Raw genomic sequence first — 22,032 nt, 5'->3', positions numbered from 1 at the left:
GGGATCAGACGGTGATCCGGCCGGACGGCTGCTCGGTGAGCCGCCCGCTGGCCAGCGCGCCGGTCAGGACGGCGTCCAGCAGCGGCACCAGGGCGGCGGTGCGCCGGCGGTGACCGAAGACCTCGAGCGTCCGCAGCTGCAGCTCGTCGCGGGACAGGCCGTTGCGGGCCCGGCAGAGCGCCACCATGGCGTTGGCGATCTCCTGCGGCGCCACCTGGTCCAGCGGCCGGTCGGTGCTGCTGTCCTGACGGCGGAACCAGCTCCACGTCTCCCGATCGATCGAGGCCGGCCACAGGAAGTCGCCGTCGACGGCGGTGGCCGGCAGCAGCGCCAGCACCGCGTCCCGCCGGGCCTCGGTCACCCGGGACAGCCCGAACGCCGCCGCGGTGAGCCGGGTCAGCCGGTCCCGGTGCACCGGGCCCTCCGCCTTGATGCCCGCGGTGAGCACCCGGCGCACCAGCCGAGCGACGGTGGGATCGGTCAACCGGTCCAGCTGCCGCTTGTCGCCGGCCTGCCTCGGCGCCCAGGGGATGAACGGCTGCTCCTCGTCCAGTGGCGTGGTGGCCGCGCGGGTGACCCGGGCCGGCGCCTTCGGCGTCGGCCTGCCGACGGGCCTGGTCGGTGCTGCCGCAGCGGCCTCCGCCGGCTGCGGGGCCACCGGCTCGGCGACGGCTGCCGCCTCCACGACGGGTGCGGGCTCGACCACCACCGGCTCGACCGCGAGGGACTCGGGCTCGGCCAGGACGGGAGCGGGCTCGGGCTCGACCACGACGGGCTCGGGCTCGGGCTCCGCCACGACGGGCTCGGGCTCGACCGCCACGGGCTCGGGGGCGGGTTCGGGCTTGGGGACCAGGGCCGGCCGGGGCGCGAGCGGGCGGAGCGGGATGACGTCGGCGAGCGGGCCGTCGTAGGGCTCCTCCACCTCCTCCGGCGTCGCCGGCTCGGCCGCGGACGGCGCCGGGGAGGCCGCCTCCACCGCCGCCTCCAAGGCGGTGAGCACGGTCTCGCGGTCGGCCAGCCAGGTCGGCAGCCACACCCGCTCCACCGCCGGCCAGTGCATCAGTCCACCCAGCACCTCGACCGGGAGGCCGTCGCGGTCCCCGACCGTGCGGCGCCGCGCCCACTCCGGGCCGTCGAGCAGGACCGCCAGCACCGGGGCGTCCGGCGTCGTCCCGTGGGCGACGGTCAGGTCGATGCGGAAGTCCGACAGCCCGACGTCCGTGCGCACCACCATGCCGCGGGCACGCAACTCGGCGGCCACCTCGTCGCGGTGGGCGTCGTGCAGCTCCGCGGACCGGTCGGTGCGGGGGAGGGCGTCGGTGCCCCGGGCGGCCAGGTCGAGGTAGGCGCGCAGGCGCTGGACCCCCACCGATGCGGTCTGCCCGGCGGGCAGCTGTTCGGGGGCGAAGGAGCTGAAGACGACGACCTGCCGGCGGGCGCGGGTGACGGCCACGTTGAGCCGGCGTTCCCCGCCGCTGCGGCTCAGCGGCCCGAGGTCCAGCGGGACCCGGCCGCGCACGTCCGCGCTGAACCCGAGGGAGAGCAGGACGACGTCCCGCTCGTCACCCTGCACGTGGCCGACGTCCTTCACGACGAGCCCGTCGCCGGAGTCCAGCGCCTCGACCACGCGCTCGTCCCCGGAGTCGCGCAGCAGCTCCTCGATCAGCGTCCGCTGCGGTGCGTTCACGGTGATCACCGCGATCGACGGGATCGCCGTCGCGGCCAGGGAGAAGCGGCGCAGCACCTCGGCGACGACGGCACGGGCCTCCACCGGGTTCGTGTGCACGCCGGGGCCGAAGCGCAGGAACGTGCCGGCGACCTGCACCAGGGAGATGCCGTGGCCGTCCGGGGCGGCGGAGGCTGGGGTGTGCACCGGTGCCGGGAAGGAGGACAGCCGGTTGCCGTAGTGGTGGGCGTTGCTGAAGGCGATCAGCGACTCGTCCTGGCTGCGGTAGTGCCAGGACAGCCACTGCCGCGGCACCCCGGCCTGCACGCAGGCGGAGAGGATGCTCTCCTCGGCGCGGCTCTCGTCGGCGACCTGGCCCTCCTCGGCGATGCCGGCCGGATCGCCGGGGGACGCCGGCGGCAGCTGCTCGCTGTCCCCGACCACCACCGCCGCCCGGGCCCGGCCCAGTGCACCGACGGCGTCGGCGAGCCGGAGCTGGGACGCCTCGTCGAAGACGACCAGGTCGAACTGGCCGGCGACCGCGGGGAAGAAGCGCGCCACCGACTCCGGGCTGGCCAGCACGCACGGCAGGACCGCGGTGATCAGGTCGCCGTAGGTCGTCAGCAGCCCGCGCACGCCCAGGCCGCGGCCCTGCTCGGCCAGCTCACGCCGCAGGGCACCGACCTGGCCGTCGGCCGCAGCCGCGTCGAACGACCGGGCCGCCAGCACGCCGGCGGGCACGGCATCGACCAGGTGCGACCGCACGGCCCGCGAGGCCGCGGCGAACCGGGCGACGGTGCGCTCGTGCAGCCCGGCGTCGAACGCGTCCAGCCCCGTGGCCTGTTGCCGCTCGCCGACCGAGGCCTCGGCCAGTCCGCGGTCGAAGGCGTGGACCGCGTCGTCGGCGGGCACGGCACCGTGCAGCAGCTGCAGCCGGGCCTCGCTCAGCCCGGCCAGCCGGAGCGGCTCCAGGGTGTCCAGCAGGCTGACCCACCGGCGCAGCGACATCGGGTGCACGTACTCGACGCCCCGCTCGGGCCGGGTCATGGTCCAGCGCAGCACCAAGCCGTCCTCACCGCTCCAGGCGGCCAGTCGGGCCGAGTCGCTGGAGCAGACCGTCAGCAGCTGGCGGAGGGCGTCGCGCAGCCGGGCCACGGTGCGGGCGCCGGCCGCGTCGGCCACCGGGCCGGCGGTGAGGAACCGGCGCACCGCCGCCGGGAAGCCGGTGGCCCCGTCCACGGTGGCCGCGGCGCGGCGCAGCCAGCGCACCTCGGCGTCGAACACCGACCGGCCGGGCTCGGTGAAGGGGTTCCAGCCGGGCGGCACCTGCAGCCCCGGGATGCCGGCGGCCCGGGCGGCCAGGCCCTGGACGGCGGTCTGCAGCCGGCGCAGCGCGGCGGTCAGCTCGGGCACCTCACCGGGCTTGATGGAGCTCCCCGGGCGCGCCACCGGGGTCAGCTGGTCCCGGACGGCGGTCAGCTTGCCGCGCCGGGCCACCCAGCTCGCCGCCGCGGCCTCCTGGGCCTGCACGAACAGGTCGGCCAGCGGCAGGTCGAGGGCGGCCGGGGTGACGGCGTCCAGGCCGGGGTGCGGTGCGGCGACCAGGGCGGCGATCTCGCCGAGCAGGTCGTCGGTGGCCGCCGACCAGCGCGGCGTGCGCACCTCGTCGAGCACCGCCAGGCTGATCCGGGGGCCGCCGAGCAGGTGCACCAGGGCGTCCAGGTCCTCCGGGGTGCCGGTGGCGCGCAGCACCGCGGCCAGCCCACCCTCGCCCGGCAGCTCCCGGATCGCCGAGTCGACGGCGACCGCGGCCTGCTGGACCTCGGTGATGTCCACCTCGATGGTGTCGATGAACGCCCAGGCGTGCCCGGCCGACGGGCGGGCCAGCCCGGCGATGTCGGGCAGCAGCGCCAGCGCCCGGCGCACCTCGGTGACCACCTCGGCGGTGGCCCGGGCCGCGAAGCGGACGGTCACCGGCAGCGGGTCGACGCCGGATCCGGCAGCCAGCACGGCGGTGCGGGCGGAGTAACAGGACAGCCCGGCCGGGTTGTCGGCGTGCAGCTGCTCCGCGTAGCGCTGCAGGCTGCGCCGCGCGGACCGCAGTTCCTCCGCGTCGGCCGCCAGGCCCGCGGCGTCGACGTCCACCGCATGCTCCAGCGCGGCCCGGATCTGTGCCCGGACGACGGCGGGCCGGCTGCCCTTGTCGTGCAGGTCTAGCGCGAACGGGCCCATCCCGACCGCGTCGAGCCGGCGGGCGAGGACGTCGAGCGCGGCGCGCTTGCCGGCGACGACCAGCACCCGCTTGCCCTCGGCGACGGCCCGGGTCACCAGGTTGGCGATGGTCTGGGACTTGCCGGTGCCGGGCGGGCCCTCGAGCACGAACGTCCCTCCGGCGGCCGCCTCGGCGACCGCACGCAGCTGGGCGGCATCGCTCGGCAGCGGGCACTGCGCGGCGAGCTCGTCGAGGTCGATCGGGTCGGCGGGGGCGGGTGCCGGGTCGGCGAAGGCCTCGGTCGGGGAGTGCGCCAGGTGGGCGAGGAGAGGGCTGGACGCGAACTCGGCCCAGTGCTCGTCGAGGTCGCGCCACAGCCGGTGCGCCGCGACCGGCAGGACGGCCAGGTCCGCGGTCGCCTCGACCCGGTGGGGGAGCGCGGCGGCGGCCAACGCCTCACCGAGCGCCTGCAGCGTGGTGGCCAGGTCGACGTCAGCGCCGTCCTCGGCCGCAGCGGCCAGCCCCGGCACGGTCAGCCCGTGCACCCGGCGGAGCTGTTCCAGCAGACAGGCGTTCGGCACGCTGTTCCCGGTCTCGTCGACCGTGAGCCGGTACCCCCCGTCCGGGCCGGCCGGGGTGAGCAGGACCGGGACGAGCACCACCGGTGACCGCAGCGGGCGGCCGTCGACCTCCCAGACCAGGCTGCCCAGGGCCAGGTACAGGGCGTTGGCGCCGGTCTCCTCGACCACCGTCCGCGCCCGGTGGTCGAGGGCGCGCAGTCGGGACGGGTGGTCGGCACGGGGGACGTCGACGTGCACCGACCGGTGCTCGGTGAGCAGTTGCTGCGGCGGCAGGTCCCGGGCCACGCGCACCCCGCGCTCGGCGTGCGCCCCGGCGGTCCCGCCGTTGGGCAGCAGGGTCAGCGTCGCCCCGCTGGTGACCAGGTCCGCCAGCGCGGTCAGCGCATCGTGCGGCACCGCCAGCGGCAGCCCGGAGCCCTCGGTGAGGTCGAGCAGCCGGTTGCGCGGGCTCAGGTCGAGCAGCGCGTCCGTCCACTGCTGCACCCGCGGCGGCACGGGCGGGGAGTCGTCGGTCGCGGACGCCGCGGGCTCGTCGGTCGGCGCCGGGACCTCGGCCGGGTGCTGCGTGGGCTCCTGCTGCGTGCCGCCGTCCCCGCCGGTGCGACCTGCCAGCGGCCGGATCCCGTCGAGGCGGGCACGGTGGACGTCGGTGACGCCGAGGACCCGGGAGAGGTCGCCGGACAGCCAGGCGGTGTAGGCCGGACCGTGCAGGTCGGGGGTGGTGTTGCCGCGGTCGGTCAGCAGGGTGGTCTCGACCAGGCCGATCAGGCCCCGGTCGACCTGGTCGACCAGGGCCGTGACCTCCGTCGTCGCAGCCGTCTCGGCACTCCGCTCCTCCCGCCAGTAGCCCAGGAAGGCGTGCCCCTCCACCACCCAGAGCAGCGGGCGGAGGTGGGCGTGCTCGAGCGCAGCCGCGAGGGTGACGACGGTGTCCAGGCAGGTGCCGGCCCGGCCGTCGAGGACCTCGCCGGGGTCGCGGACCTGGTGGCCGGACGCCGTCCAGCCGGCCGACGGCTGGCGGTGCCGGACCTCGCGGCGGCGCACCGCCCAGGTGATCGCCTCGACCACCTCGTCGACCCGCTCGGGCCCGTCGGCGTAGCCGGTCAGGCTGTCGCTGCCGGTGCCCTCCTCGAGGAGGGCGGCAGCTTCGGCCACCAGGGTGTGGACCGCCGGGTGCTGCGGCTGCACGTGGGCGGCGAGCACCTCCAGGGCCGTCGGCAGGGGAGCAGCCAGCCACTGGGCGGCGCCCAGGACCGTCACCGGCACCCGGTGCTCGGCCAGCACCTGGTCCGCGGCTGCCAGCTCCACGTGCACCCAGCCCGGCCGGCTCTCCTGGCCCTGGCACAGGGTGGCCGGGTCCAGGGTGAGGCCGACGTCGTCGAGCACGGTGCTGCGGCCGGCCTCGAGGTCGACCAGCCGCTCGACGGTGGGGCCGAGGTCGCCCTGGGCGTCCCGCACGGAGAGCCGGAGGACCCCACCACGGAGGGTGGACGCGCTGCCGGCGAGGACGAGTCGGGAGACGACCGGCACGGCGTGGGCGGCGAGGGCGTAGCTGACCACCGGGCTGACCGTGAGCTCGACGGAGACCGACGGTGAGGACGCCGCCGCCGGGCCCTCGGTGCTCACCTGGAGGTCGGCAGCGATGCGCATGGAGTCTGTGTACCTGGTCGGACGGACCGTTCCGCTCAGGCGGGCCACACCCGTGGGACGGGTGTGACAGCAGTTGCCGGTCCGTGACGGAACACCCGTCAGCCGGGGTCCGGCGAGCCGGCGGAGCCCGGTCCGAGCTGGGCGCCGACGAGCGGCGTCAGAGCCGGGCGAGGGTGCTGCAGTCCGAGCAGAGGTCGTCGCAGAGCCCAGGCTCCGGCGGCCACGGCACCTGCTCGTCCCGGGCGACGTAGGCGCCGCAGAGAGCCGTGCGACCGCGGGCACCGCTGAGCCCCAGGGTGGCGTGCGCCGGTCCGATCAGCCGGGCTGTCTGGCCGGCCGGGTCGTTCAGCGACCCGACCATCATCACGGCGCGGGCCGTGCGGTACGGGAAGGCCATGGCGCCACGATCTGAGACGGTGGCGGCTCCGACGCGCGCAACACGCGCACCGTGTCCGCGGTGTCACCTCACCAGCCCCAGCGGCCCCGGACGCAGCAGCACCGCCACCGTCGGCCTCTCCCAGGCCGACGATGGCGGTACGGGACGTGCTGCGTGCGCGGACCAGTTGCCCGGTCCGGGGCGGTCAGGCGGTGAAGCCCGCCCGGTCCACCTTGCGGTGGTAGCGCTCGCCCAGCTTGCCACCGAGCACGGCCCCGAGCAGCGTGACCACCAGGACGGCGACCAGGGCGATGATGCCGGCGGTGGTGAGGGTGCCCTCGTCGATCGGGATGCGCGGCAGGTCCAGCTCGGAGAGCACGTTGTACTGCGAGCCGAGGACCGCGCCGGCGATGGCCAGGGCCAGCACCACCAGGAGGCCGATCACCCACACCGCGATGCCCTGCCGGGCACCGTCGAAGCGGGCCATCCGCCCGGCGACGTAGCCGCCGGCCAGGTAGGCCAGGAAGAGGATGACGAGCAGCGCGATGCCGCCGCCGACCCCGATGCCGCCGGCGTTGTCGGTGGCCTCCTCGACGGACGCGACGGTCTCGGTGAGGCCGACGGCCACCCCGGCGGCGGAGACGATGGCGATGAGCAGGACGGCGAGGCCGTTGGCGGACAGCCAGCCGAAGAAGGCGGCACCCCACTTGATGCCGCCGAAACGGTCGTGCTGACGGTCGACGGCGTCGCGGGCCACGCCCCGGCTGGCGCGGGCGCCGGTGTCGGGGGTCACCTCGTTGTTGCGGAAGCTGGTCGTCCGGTCGCCGAGCGAGGTGCCGCGGTCGGCCGGGTCGGAGGGAGTGGTGCTGCCGGTCATGGGGGCTCCAGGGAGGAGGTCGTCACGATCGGCGGGCGAGCAGCCGCGCGCCGATCGTGACGAGTGCAGGGCGACGGGCGGGCCGGCCCGGTCGCGGGGGTGGTGCGGGGGGTGCGGGAGCGACGGGGTGGTCCGCCGGGTGGGCGGACCACCCCGGTGGGTCACCGGCGGTCGGTGCCCCGGACGGCGTCGACGCCCTCGGTCTCGATCTGCTCCTTGCGGACCGTGTCGGTCACGGTCTCCTGCTCGGTGACCGTCTCGGTGTCCAGGCGCACGCGCTCGACCGGCACGGCCTCCTTGGCCACCACCGGGCGCTCGGCGTGCAGCACGACCTCGTGCTCCTCCTCCGAGATCGTCGGGCCGGCCAGCGCCTCGTCCCGGTTGGCGTCGGTGATCGGCTCGCGCTCGATCCGGACCTCCTCGTGGGAGACCGGGACGGTCGTCGTCACGTCCTCGGTGACGACGAACTTGCGCAGCCGGGCCTTGCCGGTCTCGACCCGCTCGGTGCCGACCCGGATCTGCTCCTCGGAGCGGGTCATCGCGTCGTCGGTCGTCGGGCCGGAGGTGTCGTGGCCCACGGTGTCGCGGCGGTCGGTGTCGCGGCGGTCGGTGTCGACGCGGGCAGTGTCCACGCGGCCGGTGTCGACCCGGGCGGTCTCGGTGCCGACGCCCACGCCGTAGTAGCGGTAGAGCTCGGTCTCCTCCTCCGGGCTGAGGTGACCCTGGTCGGCGTCGATCCGGGGAGCGTCCTTGACCTTGGACTTCTGGTAGGGGACGCGCAGGATCCCGTCGGCGACCGAGGCGTCGGCCAGTGGGACGAAGGTCTCCGAGGTGCCGAACATGCCGGTGCTGACCGTGGCCCACTCCGGGCTGCCGGTCTGGTCGTCGAGGTAGACCTGGCCGACCTTGCCCAGCTTGTCGCCGTCGGTGTCCACGGCGTTGGTGCCGATGATGGTGGTGATGTCCTGCTGGGTGATCACGCGTGCCTCCGGGGCTGGGTGGACTGGGGCGACCACGGTGGGGTTGCCGCCGGGAGCCTGTGTGCCCTGCCGTTTACGGCGTAAACGACTGCAGGCCAGATTCCGTGACCGGGCCGGAGCGCCCGTGCGCGATCAGAGGTCGCCGACGTCGCCGCCGGAGTTCCTCGCCTCGTGCAGCACCCGTTCCAGCCGGTCCAGGAGGTTCTCCAGGGACTCCTCGAACTCGGCCGCCGACCTGTCCTGGCCGAGCAGCGACTCGGTCCGCGCCAGGTTCGGGTACTCGCTCATGTCGGTCTCCTGCTGGGCCTGTTCGTCGCCCTCGGGCTGGTCCAGCAGGCTCACCTGGGCACCGATCTGGGTGACCTCGAGCAGCAGGTGGCCGAGCAGGAAGCTGGAGTAGGCCCGGTAGGCGGCCACGGCGGCCTGGTCGGAGAAGCCGCCCTCGCGCAGGGTGCCGAGGAAGGACTCGACCAGCCGGAGGCTCCGCAGCGGCGGGCGCACCCAGGGGGCGGCCGGGGGACGGCTGACCACGAGGGGGAACACCGCCGGGTGGGCGAGGGCGATGCGGCGCATGCCGTGGGCCAACCGGACCAGGTAGTCCTGCCAGCCGGAGTGGTCGACGATGTGGATGTCGTCGCCGTCCCGGTCGTCCCACAGCGTCTCGACGACCCGGTCGACGACCCCGTCGAGCAGGTCCTCCCGGCCGGGCACGTAGCGGTAGAGCGCCATCGCCTCGACGCCGAGGGAGGAGCCCAGCCGGCGCATGGTGAGGGCGGCCAGGCCCTGCTCGTCGATGAAGTCGATGGCGGCCTGCAGGATCTTCTCCCGGTCCAGACCGGCCGGGCGGGTCAGTTCCCCGGCTGCCTCGGGGCCCTCCTGCACGGCCACCAGGTCGGGATCACGCACGTCGTCGCTCGTCTGTTCGCTGATCGTGGGCACCGTCCACCTCCTCGTGTCGCCCTCCACTGTCCTCGCCGCCGCCCAGCTCCCGTGCGGCTGGCCCGGGCGGGTGGGTCACTGCGCGCGCCGATGTGCCGGCCGGCACTGCGGGCTCCTCGCCCGGCGTCGTCCGCATCCGAGTTGTACGGGACAGGGCGCAGGGGGGCAGCTCGGGCACGTGCTGCGTGTGGCCGACCACCGTGTGCGAGGCCACTCGGCTGTACACGAGACAATGGTCACGATCGCGTTACAGCCGCCCGGGTTCGGGAAATGCTGGTCCTCATGACCACTGTGCCTGAGGTCGCCACCACCCCCGAGGTGCTGGAGAGCGAGTTCTCGCTCACGACCGCCGTGACCCGGCTGGACTTCCTGAGCCGGCGCGACAACGTCGCCATCGACGGCCCGAACGACCGGTCGGACGACGCCGACGACTGGGCCAGCTTCAAGACCCTCGGCACTTCGCTGGACGTCGACGAGGCCCTGGAGCTGCTCGCCCTCGGCGAGGTCGTCGCCCGCAAGGCCCACGCCCACCGCCAGCTCGGCATCCGTGCTGCGCTGCGCGGCGGGGCCGACTGGGAGCAGATCGGCCGGGCGCTCGGCACCTCGCCGCGGGCCGCCTGGGAGCGCCACGTCAGCTGGCTGGACGGCCAGGAGAAGGCGCGCCGAGCGGGGGACGTCGACGCCCTCGACGCCGACGCCCTCGCCGCGGCCCGCGGCCTCGTCGGCCGCCGTCCCGCCTGACCCGCTACTCGAAGTACCGCCGGGGCACCTGGACCAGCATCTGGTCCAGGTGCCCTTCGCTCGCCCCGCGCTCGCGCAGCATCGGCAGCACGTCCTGCGGCACGTGGGTGAAGTTCCAGTTCGGCATCGCCTGGGTCATCGCGGTGCGCGCCTCGCCGGGGAACCAGTCGATGTAGCAGCTGGCGTCCTGGCTGAGCACCATCCGGTCGGCGTACCCCTGCTCGGCCAGCGCGACGATCGTGTCCACCCGCGCGCTGGTCGGGTTGTAGAGGTCCAGCCCGAACCGGTCCATGCCGAGGATGCAGCCGGCGTCGGCGAGCTCCTTGAGGTGGTCGAGGTCGTTGCTGTCGCCGGCGTGCCCGATGACCACCTTGGTCAGGTCGGCGCCCTCCTCGCGGAGCACCTGGACCGCGAGCCGGCCGGTCTGCGCGGCCGCCGAGGTGTGCACCGTGATCGGTGCCCCGGTCTCCCGGTGGGTGGCGGCGACGGCCCGCAGGGTGCGCTCGACGCCGGGGGTGAGCCCCTTGGTCTCGACGGCGCACTTGAGGAAGGCGGCGTACACGCCGGTGTCGGCGATGCCGTCGCGGACGTCCCGGGTGAAGTCGTCGACCATCGGGTCGGTCGGGGTCTCGATGAGGGTGCCCGGCCCGCGGTGGGCGTACTGGTGCGGCAGCTCGTCGTAGGTGTAGAGGCCGGTGGCCACGATGATGTTCAGCTCGGTCTGCGCCGCCACCCGCTGCACCCGCGGCAGGTAGCGGCCCAGCCCCCACACCGTCGGGTCGACGATCGTGTCGATCCCCAGGCCCTTCAGCTCGTTCAGCTTGGTGACGGCGTCGGCGACCCGTTCCTCCTCGTCCCACCAGTCGCCGGTGCCGTAGTTCTGCTGGTGCTCGGTGGAGAGCACGAAGACGTGCTCGTGCATGAGGGTGCGGCCGAGGTCGGCGGTGTCGATCGGGCCGCGGACGGTGTGCACGGTGGGCATGCGAGCTCCCTTGCTCGACGCGGGTCAGGTCACCGGTGCAGCACCGCGAACGTGGCGACGGCGTGTACCAGGCTGCGGCCATCCTGCTCGACGTCGGCCTCGCACACCGTCAGGTGCTGGCCCTGCTTGCTGACCCGGCCGGTGACCTGGAGGGTGCCGGGCCCGCCCGGGCGCAGGTAGGTGACGGTCAGCTGGCTGGTGGCCGGGACGCCGTCCTCCCCGGTGCGGCTGCGCACGGCGTGGCCCATGGCGGTGTCGACGAGGGTGGCCAGCACCCCGCCGTGCAGCGTGCCCGCCTCGTTGAGGTGTCGGTCGGTGATGTCCAGCCGCAGCTGCGCCGTGCCGTCCTCCGCCGTCCGGCCGTACACGCCCAGGGTCTCCACGAAGCTCGTGTCGCTCATCCACCGCCGCTACCCGGGGCGGGCGGCGGCACACGGTCGTCCGGTGGGATGGGCGGTCAGGTGGTCTGATGGGGCACCCGGCTCCAGGAGGACGACGTGCAGCAGGTGACGCTCGCCTACGGGCGCGGGGGGCTCCCCGTCGAGCTCCCGGACGACGCAGCGGTGATCACCCCCGTGCAGCACCCGGCCGCCCCGGACGTCGCCGCCGAGCTGCGCCGGGCGTTGCGCGAGCCGGTGAGCGGGCTGCCGCTGCGCGAGCGGGTGCGGCCGGGGCAGACGGTGGCGATCTCGGCCTGCGACGGCACCCGCGCCCAGCCCCGGCACCTGATGATCCCGGCGGTGCTGGAGGAGCTCGACGGCATCGTCCGGCTGGAGGACGTCGTCGTCCTGGTCGCCACCGGCACCCACCGGGCCAACACCGACGCCGAGCTGCGCGCGATGTTCGGCGACGAGGTCGTGGACACCGTGCGGATCGTCAACCACGACTCCCGGGCGAGCGACACGCACCGCTGGATGGGCACCTTCGGCGACGGCGTGCCGGTCTGGCTGAACGAGCAGTGGGTGGACGCCGACGTCCGGCTGACCACCGGCTTCGTCGAACCGCACTTCTTCGCCGGGTTCTCCGGCGGCCCGAAGATGGTCGCCCCCGGCCTGGCCGCCCTGGACACGGTGCTCGTCCTGCACGACGCGAAGCGGATCGGTGACCCGCGGGCGACCTGGGGCGTCACCCAGGGCAACCCGGTGCACGACGACGTCCGGGCGATCACCGCCGGCACCGACGTCACCTACTCCTTCGACGTCGTGCTCAACACCCGCCAGGAGGTCATCGCCGCGTTCGGCGGGGACACCCTGGAGATGCACGCGGTCGCGATCGAGCGGGCCCGCGAGGTGGCGATGGCGCCGGTGGACGCGCCGTTCGACGTCGTCGTCACCACCGGCTCGGGGTTCCCGCTGGACCAGAACCTCTACCAGTCGGTGAAGGGCATGTCGGCGGCCGCGCAGGTCACCCGGCCCGACGGGCTGATCGTCTGCGCCGCCGCCTGCGAGGACGGCTTCCCCGATCACGGCTCCTACCGGGAGGTGCTCACCTCGGCGGCGTCACCGGAGGCGCTGCTGGAGCTGATCTCCGCCCGCGAGCAGACCGTGCCCGACCAGTGGCAGGTGCAGATCCAGGCGCGCATCCAGTCGGCCCACCGGGTGGTCATGCACACCGACCACCTCACCGACGCCCAGCTGGCCGAGGCGCACCTGGCGCAGACCACGGACATCGCGGCCACCGTCGCGGAGGCGGTCGCCGCCGCAGGCCCCGGCGCCCGGGTCTGTGCGCTGCCCGAGGGGCCGCAGACCATCCCCTACGTCCGCAGCTGAGCCGTCCCCCTCCGGCGGGGGTCAGGGGGAGGGCAGGAGCAGGGCCCGGTCGGGGTAGCACCAGGCCCAGTGCTCGCGCGCCTCGGCGGAGGCGACCACCGGGTGCGCGGTGGCGGTGGCGTGCGCGGTGGCGTGCCGGTGCGGCGAGGAGTCGCAGCACGCCACGTGGTCGCAGCTCAGACAGCGCCGCAGGTGCACCCACTGCCCGCCGATCGGCAGGCAGTCCGCGCACGCCTCGGCCGGGCCGGACGCCGCCGGCAGCCCGGCGGCGTGCCCGCAGACGGCACCGGTCTCCACCCGCCAGCCGGGGGCGGCGCTCGCGGGCACGGGGACCTCCGGTCGCTGCCGTCGACGGGGACCGCCGGTGGGCGGCCGGCGGGGGCAGGCCCATCCAACCGGGCGGACGGGGACGGCGGTAGTCCCGACCGCCAGCTCTGGCACACCGGCGTGCGGCGCGGCAGGGTGGCGACATGGACGCCCCGCACACGACCACCGGAACCCGCCGATGACCGCCCCGGTCGAGACGCTCGGCTGGTGGGAGGACGGCGAGCGACTCCTCGGGACGGCGCTGGGCCGGCTGACCGACGAGGAGCTGGACGCGCCCTCGCTGCTGGCCGGCTGGACCCGGCGGCACCTCCTGGCGCACCTGGCCGCGAACGCCGACGCGCTGGTCAACCTGCTCACCTGGGCGCGTACCGGGGTGGAGACGCCGATGTACGCCTCGACCGAGGCGCGGGACGCCCAGATCGACGAGGCGGCGCAGCTGCCGGCGCCCGAACTGCGCGCGGCGGTGGTCGCGGCGACCGGCCGCTTGGCGGCCGCCATCCGGGGTATGCCCGAGGAGGCCTGGGCTGCGCAGGTGCGCACCGCCCAGGGGCGCCAGGTGCCGGCCGCGGAGGTGCCCTGGATGCGCTGCCGGGAGGTGTGGGTGCACGCCGTCGACCTCGACGAGGGAGTCGCCTTCACAGACCTCCCGGACGACGTGCTGGCCGCGCTGGTCGACGACGTGTTCCGGATGTGGGACCGCCGCGACACCGTGCCCGACGTCGCCCTGTTCGCCGGTGACCGTGAGTGGGGCACCGGTGCCCTGGCCGTCGCCGGCCCGCTGCCGGCGGTCGCGGCGTGGGTCACCGGACGCAGCACGGGGGAGGAGCTGCAGGCCGACGGGCCGGTGCCGACCCTGGCCGCCTGGCTCTGACCCGCCGGGGGACCCGCCGCGGGACCGGTCCGGGCCGGTCGGCAGGCTGAGCCCGTGGGGAGCGTGCAGGTCTGGGCGGTGAGCGCGGCCGGCGCTGCTGTGCTGCTCGTGGTGCTGCGGGACGTCTTCCACACCCTGTGGCACCCCAGCGGGCGGGGACAGCTGAGCCGGCGGGTGATGGCGGTCGTGTGGTGGGCCGGGCGGCGGCCCCGGGCACGAGGTCGGGCCAGCGTGCTGGCCGGGCCCCTGGCCCTGGTGGTCGTCGTCTTCGCCTGGGTGGCGCTGACGGCGGTGGGCTTCGCGCTGGTCTACTGGCCGCACCTGGCCGACGGTTTCGCGCTGGAGGGCGCACTGGAGCCGCAGCAGCGGCGCGGGTTCCTGGACGCGCTCTACGTCTCGCTGGTGACGCTGGTGACGCTGGGGACGCTGGGCTTCGGTGACATCGTGCCGACGGCGGACTGGCTGCGGATCGTCGTCCCGGTCCAGGCGCTGCTCGGCTTCGCGCTGCTCACCGCGGCGGTCAGCTGGGTGCTGCAGATCCATCCTGCGCTGGTCCGCCGCCGTGCCCTGGCGCTGCGGCTGTCCCTGCTGCGCCGGGTCGACTCCGCCGCGCTGCTCACCGATCCGCAGGGGCAGCTGGCCGCCCCGGTGCTGGCGGACCTGGCCGCTGACCTCGCGCAGGCCCGGATCGACCTCACCCAGTACGCCGAGACCTACTACTTCCGCGACAGCGAGACGGAGTCCTCGCTGCCGGCCGTGATCGAGGTCGCGGTCCTGCTCAGCGCCACCGCGCGCACGGCCCCACGAGCCGACGTGCGGGTGGGTGGCGAGCTCCTGGCGCACGCCGTCGCCGACTTCAGCCGGGTCGTGGACGCGCACTTCCTCAACGGCGGCGGCGGTTCCGTGGCCGACGTCCTGGCCGCCTACGCGGCCGACCACGGTCATGGGACGGCGCACCGCCGCTGACGGCGGCTCAGCTGGCCGGGCGCTCCCGTGGCATCGCCAGCGCAGCGAGCAGCGCCGCACCCAACACGGCCGCGCTGACGGCGAAGGCGACCTGGTAGGAGAAGGTGTCGGTGAGCCAGCCGGCGGCCAGCGGCCCGACCACCGCGCCCAGGTCGGCGACCATCTGGAAGACCGCCACCACCCGCCCGCCCCGGGCGGGGCTGACGTCACCGACCACCGCGGCCGGCACGCTGGCCAGCAGGGAGGCGCCCAGCCCGAAGGTGGCCATCGAGAGCAGGAACGCCGCGGTCGTCGGCGGCAGCGCCAGGACGGCGATCGCCGCGGTTGCCAGCCCCGACCCCAGCAGGAGCGAGGGCCGGCGGCCCCAGGTGTCCGACAGCCGCCCCGCCCGCAGCAGCCCGACGGCCTGGGCCACCGACCCGGCCAGCAGCCCGGCGCCGGCCCAGGCCACCGTCTTGCCCAGCTCCTCGGTCACGTAGAGCGGCACCAGCGAGTTGCGGACGCCGAACAGCACCCAGCCCACGCCGAGGTTGGCCACCAGCGCCGCGACGTAGGCCCGGGACCGCAGCGCCGCGCGCAGCCCCCCGCCGTCGGCACCCGCCGGGGGCACGGCCGCGGTCGAGGGCCCGCCGGCGTTGACCTGGTCGAGGGACGGCGGCACGCCGGTCGCCACCCCGGTCACCGGGGGCAGCGCGGACGGCCGCAGCAGGACCAGCGCGACGACCCCGGCGATCAGCAGGAAGCCGCCGTAGACGAAGAACGGCAGCCGCGGCGAGATCTCGGCCAGGAACCCACCGGCTGCCGGGCCGGCGATGCCGCCGAGGATGAAACCGCCCTGGTAGGTGGCCGCCGCCCGGCCGCGCTGCGCCGCAGGTGCCGTGCGCAGCAGCAGCGAGAGGGCGGCCACGGTGAACATCGCGCTGCCCACCCCGCCGGCGGCGCGCAGGGCGACGAAGAGCGGGAAGTTGCCGGCCAGGGCCGCCGCGGCGGTGGCGACCGCGACGATCGCCAGCCCGGCGGCGAGCACCGCCCGCTCGCCGATCCGCTCGACCAGCGACCCCCCGGCGAAGGCGGAGATGAACCGGAAGAAGGCGAAGGCGCTGATGGCGAACCCGACGGCCGTGGTGCCGACCCCGTAGTCGCGGACGAACAGCGGGATCGCCGGGGCGACGATGCCGAAGCCGAGCGCGACGACGAAGGCGACGATCGCCAGGACGCCGACCTCCCGGGGGAGGGGGGTGTCCTTGCCGCGTGGTCGCACGAGCGCTGATCCTCACACGCCGCCCGGCGCGCGACTGCGGGGCGTCAGGGGACGAGCACGAGCCGGCCCGCGACGTCCCCGGCGCGCAGCCGGTCCAGCGCCTCGTTGACCTCGGTCAGCGGCATCCGGCCGGCCACCGGCGGTGCGAGCTGCCCCGCTGCGGCCAGGGACACCGCCTGCTCCAGCTCGGCCAGCGTGCTGCCCACGCTGGCGATCACCCGTTGCTCGGCGACCACCATCCCCAGCGGGCTCACCGTCAGTGCGTCGGCGCTGTAGCCGACCAGCACCAGCCGGCCGCGGCGGCCGAGCACCGCCGTCGCCAGCTCCAGGGTCGCCGTCACCCCGGCGAGCTCGACGACGACGTCGGCGCCCTGCCCGCCGGGCAGCCGGGCCACCGTCTCGGCGAGCTCGGCGGGGGAGACCGCGGCCACGGCCCCGGCAGACCGGGCGGCCGACCGGCGGGCGTCGTCCCGGCTGACGGCCACGACCACGCCGCCGCGTCGCCGGGCCTCCTGCACCGCGGCCAGGCCCACGCCGCCGGCGCCGAGCACGACCACCACGTCACCGGGCTCGACCCCGGCCTCGGTCAGTGCGTGCACCGCGGTGGTGCCGGCGCAGCACAGCGGTGCGGCCGCCTCGAAGGAGAGCTCGTCGGGCAACCGGACCAGGCAGTGCGCCGGCACCACGAGCTGCTCGGCGAAGGCGCCGTCCGCGGCGAAGGCGAGCACGCCGCGCGGGGCCAGGCACAGGTTCTGCCGGCCGCGCAGGCACCAGCGGCAGCTGCCGCAGAACAGGTAGTAGTAGACGGCGACCCGGTCGCCCTCGGCCCAGCCGGTGACCGCGGAACCGACCGCGTCGACCGTGCCGGCCGCCTCGTGGCCCAGGGTCATCGGCGTCCGGGACGGGGCGTACAGGCCGTCGGTGAAGTGCAGCTCGGTGCCGCAGACCCCGGCCGCGCGCACCCGCACCCGCACCTCGTCGGGGGCCGGCTCGGGCACCGGGACGTCGTCCAGGGCCAGGGGTCGACCGGGTGCGTGGAATCGAGCAGCGAGCATCGAGCAGCTCCCTCCGCCGGCATGAACCGGATCAGGTGTGGACGGTCGGCGGTGGTCGTCCGCCTTCTCAGCCCGCGCCCGGGCTCCCGTGTGCGCCGCTGAAGCTACCGCAGGGGGGTGACCGGCTCGACGCGGCGCAGGAACGACCTGATCGCCAGGTGGTGCGAGAGCTGCTCGCGGTGCGCCTCGCACGCGGTCCAGGTCTTCTCCCGGTCGGGCGTGTGCACCTTCGGGTTGTTCCACACCAGGACGACGGACGCCGGCTCCCGGCAGCCCTTCGCCGAACAGATCACGCCGGCGTTCCCGGCCGGCCCGGTGTCCTCGGTCATGGGTCGAGTCTGAGCCGACGCACAGGAAACCGTCAGCAGGGGGTGCCAGGGTGCTCCCTGGCCGCGCTCCCTGACCCCGGGTGCGGCCACCAGCACCGGGGATCGGACGCCGGCGAACCGAAAAGGTGGTCGCCGGCGGGTGAGGTCCGGCTGGAGCCGGGTACCGCGCGGGCATGACTGACACCACGCCGACCACGCCGCTCGCCCTGGTGACCGGGGCGTCCAGCGGGATCGGCTTCGAGCTCGCCAAGCAGTTCGCCCAGCACGGCTTCGACCTGGTGATCGACGCCGAGGACGCCGGCATCGACACCGCGGCGGCGAAGCTGCGCGGCGAGGGCACCGAGGTGATCGCCGTCCAGGCCGACCTGCGCACCCCTGAGGGGATCGAGCAGCTGTGGGACCGGGTGCTGGGCCTCGGCCGGCCGCTGGACGCCGCCGCGCTCAACGCCGGCGTGGGCCGTGGGGGTGCGTTCGTCGACACCGACTGGGCCGAGGACCTGGCGGTCATGCAGCTCAACGTGGTCTCCACCGCCGCACTGCTGAAGCTCGTGCTCGTGCAGATGACCGGCCGCAACGCCGGGCGGGTGCTGGTGACCTCCTCGGTCGCGGCGACCATGCCCGGGGCCTACCAGCCGGTCTACAACGCCTCCAAGTCCTTCGTCCAGTCGCTGACCGAGGCCGTGCAGCAGGAGCTCAAGGACTCCGCCGTCACGATCACCTCGCTGATGCCCGGCCCCACGGACACCGACTTCTTCCCCCGGGCGGACCTGGAGGACACGGCCATGGGCGAGGGGCCCAAGGACGACCCGGCCAAGGTCGCCGCGCAGGGCTTCGAGGGGCTCATGGCCGGGAAGAAGGAGGTCCTCGCCGGCTCGCTGATGACCCGGGCGCAGGAGGCGATGAGCAAGGTCCTGCCCGACTCGGTGAAGTCCTCCGTGCACGAGGTGATCGCGAAGCCGCGCGACTGACACCCCGACGGCGTCGGCTCCCGGCCAGCAGCCGGTCCCACTGCCCGTGCGCGGCCGGGAGCTGGCAGAGTCGGGGCATGGACGACGTCGTCATCTGCTCCCCGGTCCGCACGCCCGTCGGTCGATTCGGCGGGGTCTTCGCCGGTCTGTCCGCCAACGAGCTCGCCGCCACCGCGCTGCGTGGGCTGGTCGAGAGAACCGGGCTGGGGGAGGGCGAGGTCGACGACGTCATCCTCGGCAACTGCAGCCCGAGCGGTGAGAACCCGGCGATCGGCCGGATCGCCGCGCTGGACGCCGGCCTGGGCGTGCAGGTCCCCGGCCTGCAGATCGACCGGCGGTGCGGCTCGGGCCTCCAGGCGGTGATCTACGCCGCGATGCAGGTGGCGGCCGGCGCCGGCAAGGTGGTCGTGGCCGGTGGTGTGGAGTCGATGAGCAACGTCGAGCACTACGCGCTGGGGCTGCGCACCGGCGCGAAGGGCGACGGCGTCATGCTGCACGACCGGCTGGCCCGGGCCCGCGAGACCGCCGGCGGCCTGCACCACCCGGTGCCCGGCGGCATGCTGGAGACCGCGGAGAACGTGCGGCGGGAGTACTCGGTCGACCGGCTCGAGCAGGACGCCTGGGCGCTGCGCTCCCAGCAGGCCGCCGGCGCCGCCATCCGCGAGGGCCGGTTCGCCGACGAGATCATCGGCGTCGAGGTGCCCGGCACCCGGAAGACGCCGGCCCGCACGGTCACCGAGGACGAGCACCCCCGCCCCGACACGACCATGGAGGACCTGGCCGGTCTGCGGCCGGTCATGGGCCGGGTCGACCCGGAGGCGACGGTGACCGCCGGGAACGCCTCCGGCCAGAACGACGGCGCCGCCGTCTGCGTGGTGACCACCCGTGCCGAGGCCGATCGCCGCGGCTGGCAGCCCTTCGTCCGGCTGACCGGTTGGGCCGTGGCGGGCGTGCCGCCGGAGACGATGGGCATCGGCCCGGTCCCGGCCACTGCCGCGGTGCTGAAGCAGACCGGGCTGACGCTGGCCGACATGGACCTCATCGAGCTCAACGAGGCGTTCGCCAGCCAGGTGCTGGCCTGCCTGGGGGAGTGGGGCCTGGGCGCGGACGACCGCGAACGGGTGAACGTCAACGGGTCCGGCATCTCCCTGGGACACCCGGTGGGCGCGACCGGTGCCCGGATCCTGGCCACGCTCGCCCATGAGATGCGCCGCCGGGAGGCCCGCTACGCACTGGAGACGATGTGCATCGGCGGCGGGCAGGGGCTCGCCGCGGTGTTCGAGCGGGTGGGCTGACCGCCCTCCGGCGGGTACCGCGAACGGTGCCGACTACTTAGGTAAGGCTGCCCTCATGTAAGAAGAGCGCATGCCCCCATCCCGTTCGCGCATGCGACGCACGTCCGCCACCTCGCTGGCCCTTCCCGTCCTCGCGGTCGCCGTCCTGGCCGGCTGTTCGTCGGAGTCCGACGAACAGCCGGCCGCGGCCGCCACCGGCTCGGCCGGTGACTCCGCCTTCCCGGTCATCATCGAGCACGCCTACGGGACGACGGAGATCCCCGAGGAGCCCGAGCGCGTGGTCTCCCTCGGCTACACCGAGCAGGACGCGATCCTCGCCTTCGGCGTCGTCCCGGTCGCCGTCCGGTACGCCTTCGGCCCCGAGGACGACGTCTTCTTCCCGTGGGCCGACGAGGCGGCCGGGGACGCCGACCCGGAGATCCTGCCGCGCGCCGAGGTCGACCCGGAGCAGATCGCCGCGCTCGACCCGGACCTGATCATGGCCGTCACCGCCGGCCTGACCGAGGACGAGTACGAGACGCTGAGCGCGATCGCCCCGACGGTCGTGCAGCCGGAGGAGTTCATCGCCTTCGGCACCCCGTGGCAGGAGCAGACCAGGATCACCGGCGAGGCGCTCGGCCAGCCCGACCGCGCCGAGGAGCTCATCGCCGACGTCGAGGAGCAGATCGCGGCGGCGCGGGCCGAGCACCCGGAGCTGGAGGGGAAGACGGTCACCCTGTCCGGCCCGGCCTACGAGGGCGAGTACCCCTTCCACACCTCCGCCGACACGCGCACCCGGTTCTTCCTGGACCTGGGCATGGTCGTCGACCCGGCCCTGGACGCCGCGGCGCAGAGCGAGTTCTACGGGACGGTCAGCCGGGAGGAGGCCCGGATGCTCGACGCCGACGTGCTGGTCTTCCAGTCCGGCTCCGACACCGAGCGCGCGGGGATCGAGGGCGACCCGGTGCTGTCCGGGCTCCCCGCCGTCGCCGAGGGCCGGTCGATCTTCATCGAGGGCGAGGACTACGCGGCCCTGCAGTTCGCCAGCGCCCTGAGCCTGCCCTACCTGCTGGACGGCTTCGCCCCGGAGCTGTCCGAGGTGGTCGGCTGAGCTGGTCGCACCACCGGGCCGCCGTGGTCACTTCCCCGCGGCGGCCCGATGGTGGGTCAGGCCGGCGGTGCGGTCGTCCCCCGCTCGACGAGCACCGGCGGCACGACCTCGGCCCGGGGCGCCGGCTCGGCTGACCTGCCAGCGGTCAGCTGGGCGAGCAGCAGGCCGGCGGCGCAGGTGGCCAGCTGCTCGGCGCGGTTGTCCACGGTGGTGACCGGCGGGGACCACCACAGGTAGAACGGCTCGTCCTCCGTGCAGATCACCGACAGCTGGTCGGGCACCACCAGGTGGCTGTCCCCGACCACCGGCAGTGCGCCGAACGACGCCTCGTGGTTGGTCACCAGCAGGGCCGTCGGCGGTTCGGCCAGGTCGAGCAGCTGCCTGGCGGCCCACCGGCCGAAGTCAGGTGTGAAGGGCCCCCGGCAGACCAGTTCGTCGCGGACCGGGACGCCGGCGGTGGCCATCGCGGCCAGGAAGCCGGCGTGGTGCAGCCGGCCGGAGGTCACCTCCGGTCGGCCCTCGATCGCGGCGATCCGGGTGTGCCCCAGCTGGAGCAGGTGGTCGGTGGCCATCCGGGCGGCGGTCTCGTAGGCCGACATCACCGACGGGGCCAGCGAGCCCGGTACCTCGCGGTTCATCGTCACGACCGCACGGCCCTCCTGCACCAGGACGTTGACCAGGTCGGTGTTCGCGCCGGAACCGGCGATCACCACGCCGTCGAAGTGGTGCTGGCGGGCCATCTGCAGGAACGCCGCCTCACGCGCCGGGTCGCCGCCGGTGGTGCAGACCAGCACCTGGTAGTCGTGTTCGGCGGCCCAGCCCTGCAGGGTCTCGGCGATCGTGTGGAACGTCGCCGTCCGCAGGCTGTTGACGACCAGTCCGATCAGCCCCGTGCGCCGGGTGCGCAGGGCGCTGGCGGTGCGGTTGGGTTGGTACTGGAGGGCAGCGGCGGCCGCCTCCACCCGGGCGCGCGTGCTGGGCAGCACGGCCGGGTGGCCGGAGAGGGCGCGACTCGCGGTGCTGGTGCTGACCCCCGCGGCCGCGGCCACGGAGTTCAGCGTCGCGGGCACAGCGCGCTTTCTACCGAAGTGGAGAAA

General features: G+C 75.0%; 19 protein-coding genes and 1 riboswitch. Of the genes, 7 read left to right on the top strand and 12 right to left on the bottom strand.

Features of this window, described 5'->3' with window-relative positions; all coding sequences use genetic code 11:
- Positions 1-4 precede the first annotated feature (4 nt).
- The 5 genes from O2W16_RS21070 to O2W16_RS21050 form a co-directional block, all read right to left on the bottom strand.
- Positions 5-6,109 carry a DUF4011 domain-containing protein gene (locus O2W16_RS21070; protein ID WP_269160801.1) on the bottom strand — a complete coding sequence of 2,035 codons (6,105 nt, stop codon included), beginning with the start codon at positions 6,107-6,109 and terminating at the stop codon, positions 5-7.
- A 157-nt stretch (positions 6,110-6,266) separates the two neighbouring features.
- Complete coding sequence (locus tag O2W16_RS21065) at positions 6,267-6,506, bottom strand: hypothetical protein (protein ID WP_269160800.1); 240 nt, start codon at positions 6,504-6,506, stop codon at positions 6,267-6,269.
- A gap of 184 nt (positions 6,507-6,690) precedes the next feature.
- Positions 6,691-7,362, bottom strand: a complete 672-nt coding sequence (locus O2W16_RS21060; protein WP_269160799.1) for a hypothetical protein — start codon at positions 7,360-7,362, stop codon at positions 6,691-6,693.
- Between the two features lie 161 nt (positions 7,363-7,523).
- Positions 7,524-8,342 (bottom strand): PRC and DUF2382 domain-containing protein, encoded by an 819-nt coding sequence (locus O2W16_RS21055; RefSeq protein ID WP_269160798.1) that lies wholly within the window; start codon positions 8,340-8,342, stop codon positions 7,524-7,526.
- 132 nt (positions 8,343-8,474) lie between these two features.
- Positions 8,475-9,281, bottom strand: coding sequence for a TetR/AcrR family transcriptional regulator (locus tag O2W16_RS21050; protein ID WP_269160797.1), 807 nt, complete (start codon positions 9,279-9,281; stop codon positions 8,475-8,477).
- Between the two features lie 282 nt (positions 9,282-9,563).
- Here O2W16_RS21050 and O2W16_RS21045 point away from each other — a divergent pair, with 282 nt between their 5' ends.
- Positions 9,564-10,022, top strand: coding sequence for a hypothetical protein (locus tag O2W16_RS21045; protein ID WP_269160796.1), 459 nt, complete (start codon positions 9,564-9,566; stop codon positions 10,020-10,022).
- A gap of 4 nt (positions 10,023-10,026) precedes the next feature.
- Here the strand turns inward: O2W16_RS21045 and O2W16_RS21040 are convergent, their stop codons facing one another.
- Positions 10,027-11,004, bottom strand: a complete 978-nt coding sequence (locus O2W16_RS21040; protein WP_269160795.1) for a phosphotriesterase family protein — start codon at positions 11,002-11,004, stop codon at positions 10,027-10,029.
- Positions 11,005-11,033: 29 nt separating this feature from the next.
- On the bottom strand, positions 11,034-11,405 hold the full coding sequence (locus tag O2W16_RS21035; RefSeq protein WP_269160794.1) for a PaaI family thioesterase: 372 nt from the start codon (positions 11,403-11,405) through the stop codon (positions 11,034-11,036).
- Between the two features lie 96 nt (positions 11,406-11,501).
- On the opposite strand from O2W16_RS21035, the gene larA reads away from it, so the two are divergent.
- A complete protein-coding gene (gene larA, locus O2W16_RS21030) occupies positions 11,502-12,773 on the top strand; it encodes a nickel-dependent lactate racemase (RefSeq protein ID WP_269160793.1) in 1,272 nt (423 codons plus the stop codon).
- A gap of 21 nt (positions 12,774-12,794) precedes the next feature.
- On the opposite strand, the gene O2W16_RS21025 is transcribed toward larA, so the two are convergent.
- Entirely contained in the window at positions 12,795-13,100 is a 306-nt protein-coding gene (locus O2W16_RS21025) for a UBP-type zinc finger domain-containing protein (RefSeq protein ID WP_269160792.1), read from the bottom strand.
- 178 nt (positions 13,101-13,278) lie between these two features.
- Here O2W16_RS21025 and O2W16_RS21020 point away from each other — a divergent pair, with 178 nt between their 5' ends.
- A complete protein-coding gene (locus O2W16_RS21020) occupies positions 13,279-13,971 on the top strand; it encodes a maleylpyruvate isomerase N-terminal domain-containing protein (RefSeq protein WP_269160791.1) in 693 nt (230 codons plus the stop codon).
- A 54-nt stretch (positions 13,972-14,025) separates the two neighbouring features.
- Complete coding sequence (locus tag O2W16_RS21015; RefSeq protein ID WP_269160790.1) at positions 14,026-14,937, top strand: potassium channel family protein; 912 nt, start codon at positions 14,026-14,028, stop codon at positions 14,935-14,937.
- Positions 14,938-14,944: 7 nt separating this feature from the next.
- Here the strand turns inward: O2W16_RS21015 and O2W16_RS21010 are convergent, their stop codons facing one another.
- From O2W16_RS21010 to O2W16_RS21000, 3 genes are all read right to left on the bottom strand, one after another.
- Entirely contained in the window at positions 14,945-16,198 is a 1,254-nt protein-coding gene (locus O2W16_RS21010) for an MFS transporter (RefSeq protein WP_269160789.1), read from the bottom strand.
- Between the two features lie 44 nt (positions 16,199-16,242).
- A complete protein-coding gene (locus O2W16_RS21005; RefSeq protein ID WP_269160788.1) occupies positions 16,243-17,253 on the bottom strand; it encodes an alcohol dehydrogenase catalytic domain-containing protein in 1,011 nt (336 codons plus the stop codon).
- Positions 17,244-17,353, bottom strand: a riboswitch (TPP riboswitch). Its footprint overlaps the gene before it by 10 nt.
- Positions 17,354-17,357: 4 nt before the next feature.
- Entirely contained in the window at positions 17,358-17,582 is a 225-nt protein-coding gene (locus tag O2W16_RS21000; protein WP_269160787.1) for a hypothetical protein, read from the bottom strand.
- A gap of 173 nt (positions 17,583-17,755) precedes the next feature.
- Here O2W16_RS21000 and O2W16_RS20995 point away from each other — a divergent pair, with 173 nt between their 5' ends.
- The 3 genes from O2W16_RS20995 (at position 17,756) to O2W16_RS20985 (ending at position 20,935) form a co-directional block, all read left to right on the top strand.
- On the top strand, positions 17,756-18,550 hold the full coding sequence (locus tag O2W16_RS20995; protein ID WP_269160786.1) for an SDR family NAD(P)-dependent oxidoreductase: 795 nt from the start codon (positions 17,756-17,758) through the stop codon (positions 18,548-18,550).
- A gap of 77 nt (positions 18,551-18,627) precedes the next feature.
- A complete protein-coding gene (locus tag O2W16_RS20990) occupies positions 18,628-19,845 on the top strand; it encodes an acetyl-CoA C-acetyltransferase (RefSeq protein ID WP_269160785.1) in 1,218 nt (405 codons plus the stop codon).
- Positions 19,846-19,936: 91 nt separating this feature from the next.
- Complete coding sequence (locus O2W16_RS20985; RefSeq protein ID WP_269160784.1) at positions 19,937-20,935, top strand: iron-siderophore ABC transporter substrate-binding protein; 999 nt, start codon at positions 19,937-19,939, stop codon at positions 20,933-20,935.
- Between the two features lie 56 nt (positions 20,936-20,991).
- Here the strand turns inward: O2W16_RS20985 and O2W16_RS20980 are convergent, their stop codons facing one another.
- Positions 20,992-22,005 carry a LacI family DNA-binding transcriptional regulator gene (locus O2W16_RS20980; RefSeq protein WP_269160783.1) on the bottom strand — a complete coding sequence of 338 codons (1,014 nt, stop codon included), beginning with the start codon at positions 22,003-22,005 and terminating at the stop codon, positions 20,992-20,994.
- Between the last annotated feature and the right edge of the window lie 27 nt (positions 22,006-22,032).

The sequence above is a fragment of the Modestobacter sp. VKM Ac-2984 genome (assembly GCF_026967985.1).
GTDB lineage: Bacteria > Actinomycetota > Actinomycetes > Mycobacteriales > Geodermatophilaceae > Modestobacter.
The sequence above is the reverse complement of the archived record's forward strand: the minus strand, read 5'-3'. Positions and strand labels throughout refer to the sequence as shown.

Bases quoted from the DNA above. Each gene is read 5' to 3' on its own strand.
- O2W16_RS21035 (WP_269160794.1), bottom strand. From the start codon at position 11,405: ATGAGCGACACGAGCTTCGTGGAGACCCTGGGCGTGTACGGCCGGACG.
- O2W16_RS21070 (WP_269160801.1), bottom strand. From the start codon at position 6,109: ATGCGCATCGCTGCCGACCTCCAGGTGAGCACCGAGGGCCCGGCGGCG.
- O2W16_RS20990 (WP_269160785.1), top strand. From the start codon at position 18,628: ATGGACGACGTCGTCATCTGCTCCCCGGTCCGCACGCCCGTCGGTCGA.
- O2W16_RS21000 (WP_269160787.1), bottom strand. From the start codon at position 17,582: ATGACCGAGGACACCGGGCCGGCCGGGAACGCCGGCGTGATCTGTTCG.
- O2W16_RS21020 (WP_269160791.1), top strand. From the start codon at position 13,279: ATGACCGCCCCGGTCGAGACGCTCGGCTGGTGGGAGGACGGCGAGCGA.
- O2W16_RS21060 (WP_269160799.1), bottom strand. From the start codon at position 7,362: ATGACCGGCAGCACCACTCCCTCCGACCCGGCCGACCGCGGCACCTCG.
- O2W16_RS20985 (WP_269160784.1), top strand. From the start codon at position 19,937: ATGCGACGCACGTCCGCCACCTCGCTGGCCCTTCCCGTCCTCGCGGTC.
- O2W16_RS20995 (WP_269160786.1), top strand. From the start codon at position 17,756: ATGACTGACACCACGCCGACCACGCCGCTCGCCCTGGTGACCGGGGCG.
- O2W16_RS21040 (WP_269160795.1), bottom strand. From the start codon at position 11,004: ATGCCCACCGTGCACACCGTCCGCGGCCCGATCGACACCGCCGACCTC.
- O2W16_RS21045 (WP_269160796.1), top strand. From the start codon at position 9,564: ATGACCACTGTGCCTGAGGTCGCCACCACCCCCGAGGTGCTGGAGAGC.
- O2W16_RS21065 (WP_269160800.1), bottom strand. From the start codon at position 6,506: ATGGCCTTCCCGTACCGCACGGCCCGCGCCGTGATGATGGTCGGGTCG.
- O2W16_RS21005 (WP_269160788.1), bottom strand. From the start codon at position 17,253: ATGCTCGCTGCTCGATTCCACGCACCCGGTCGACCCCTGGCCCTGGAC.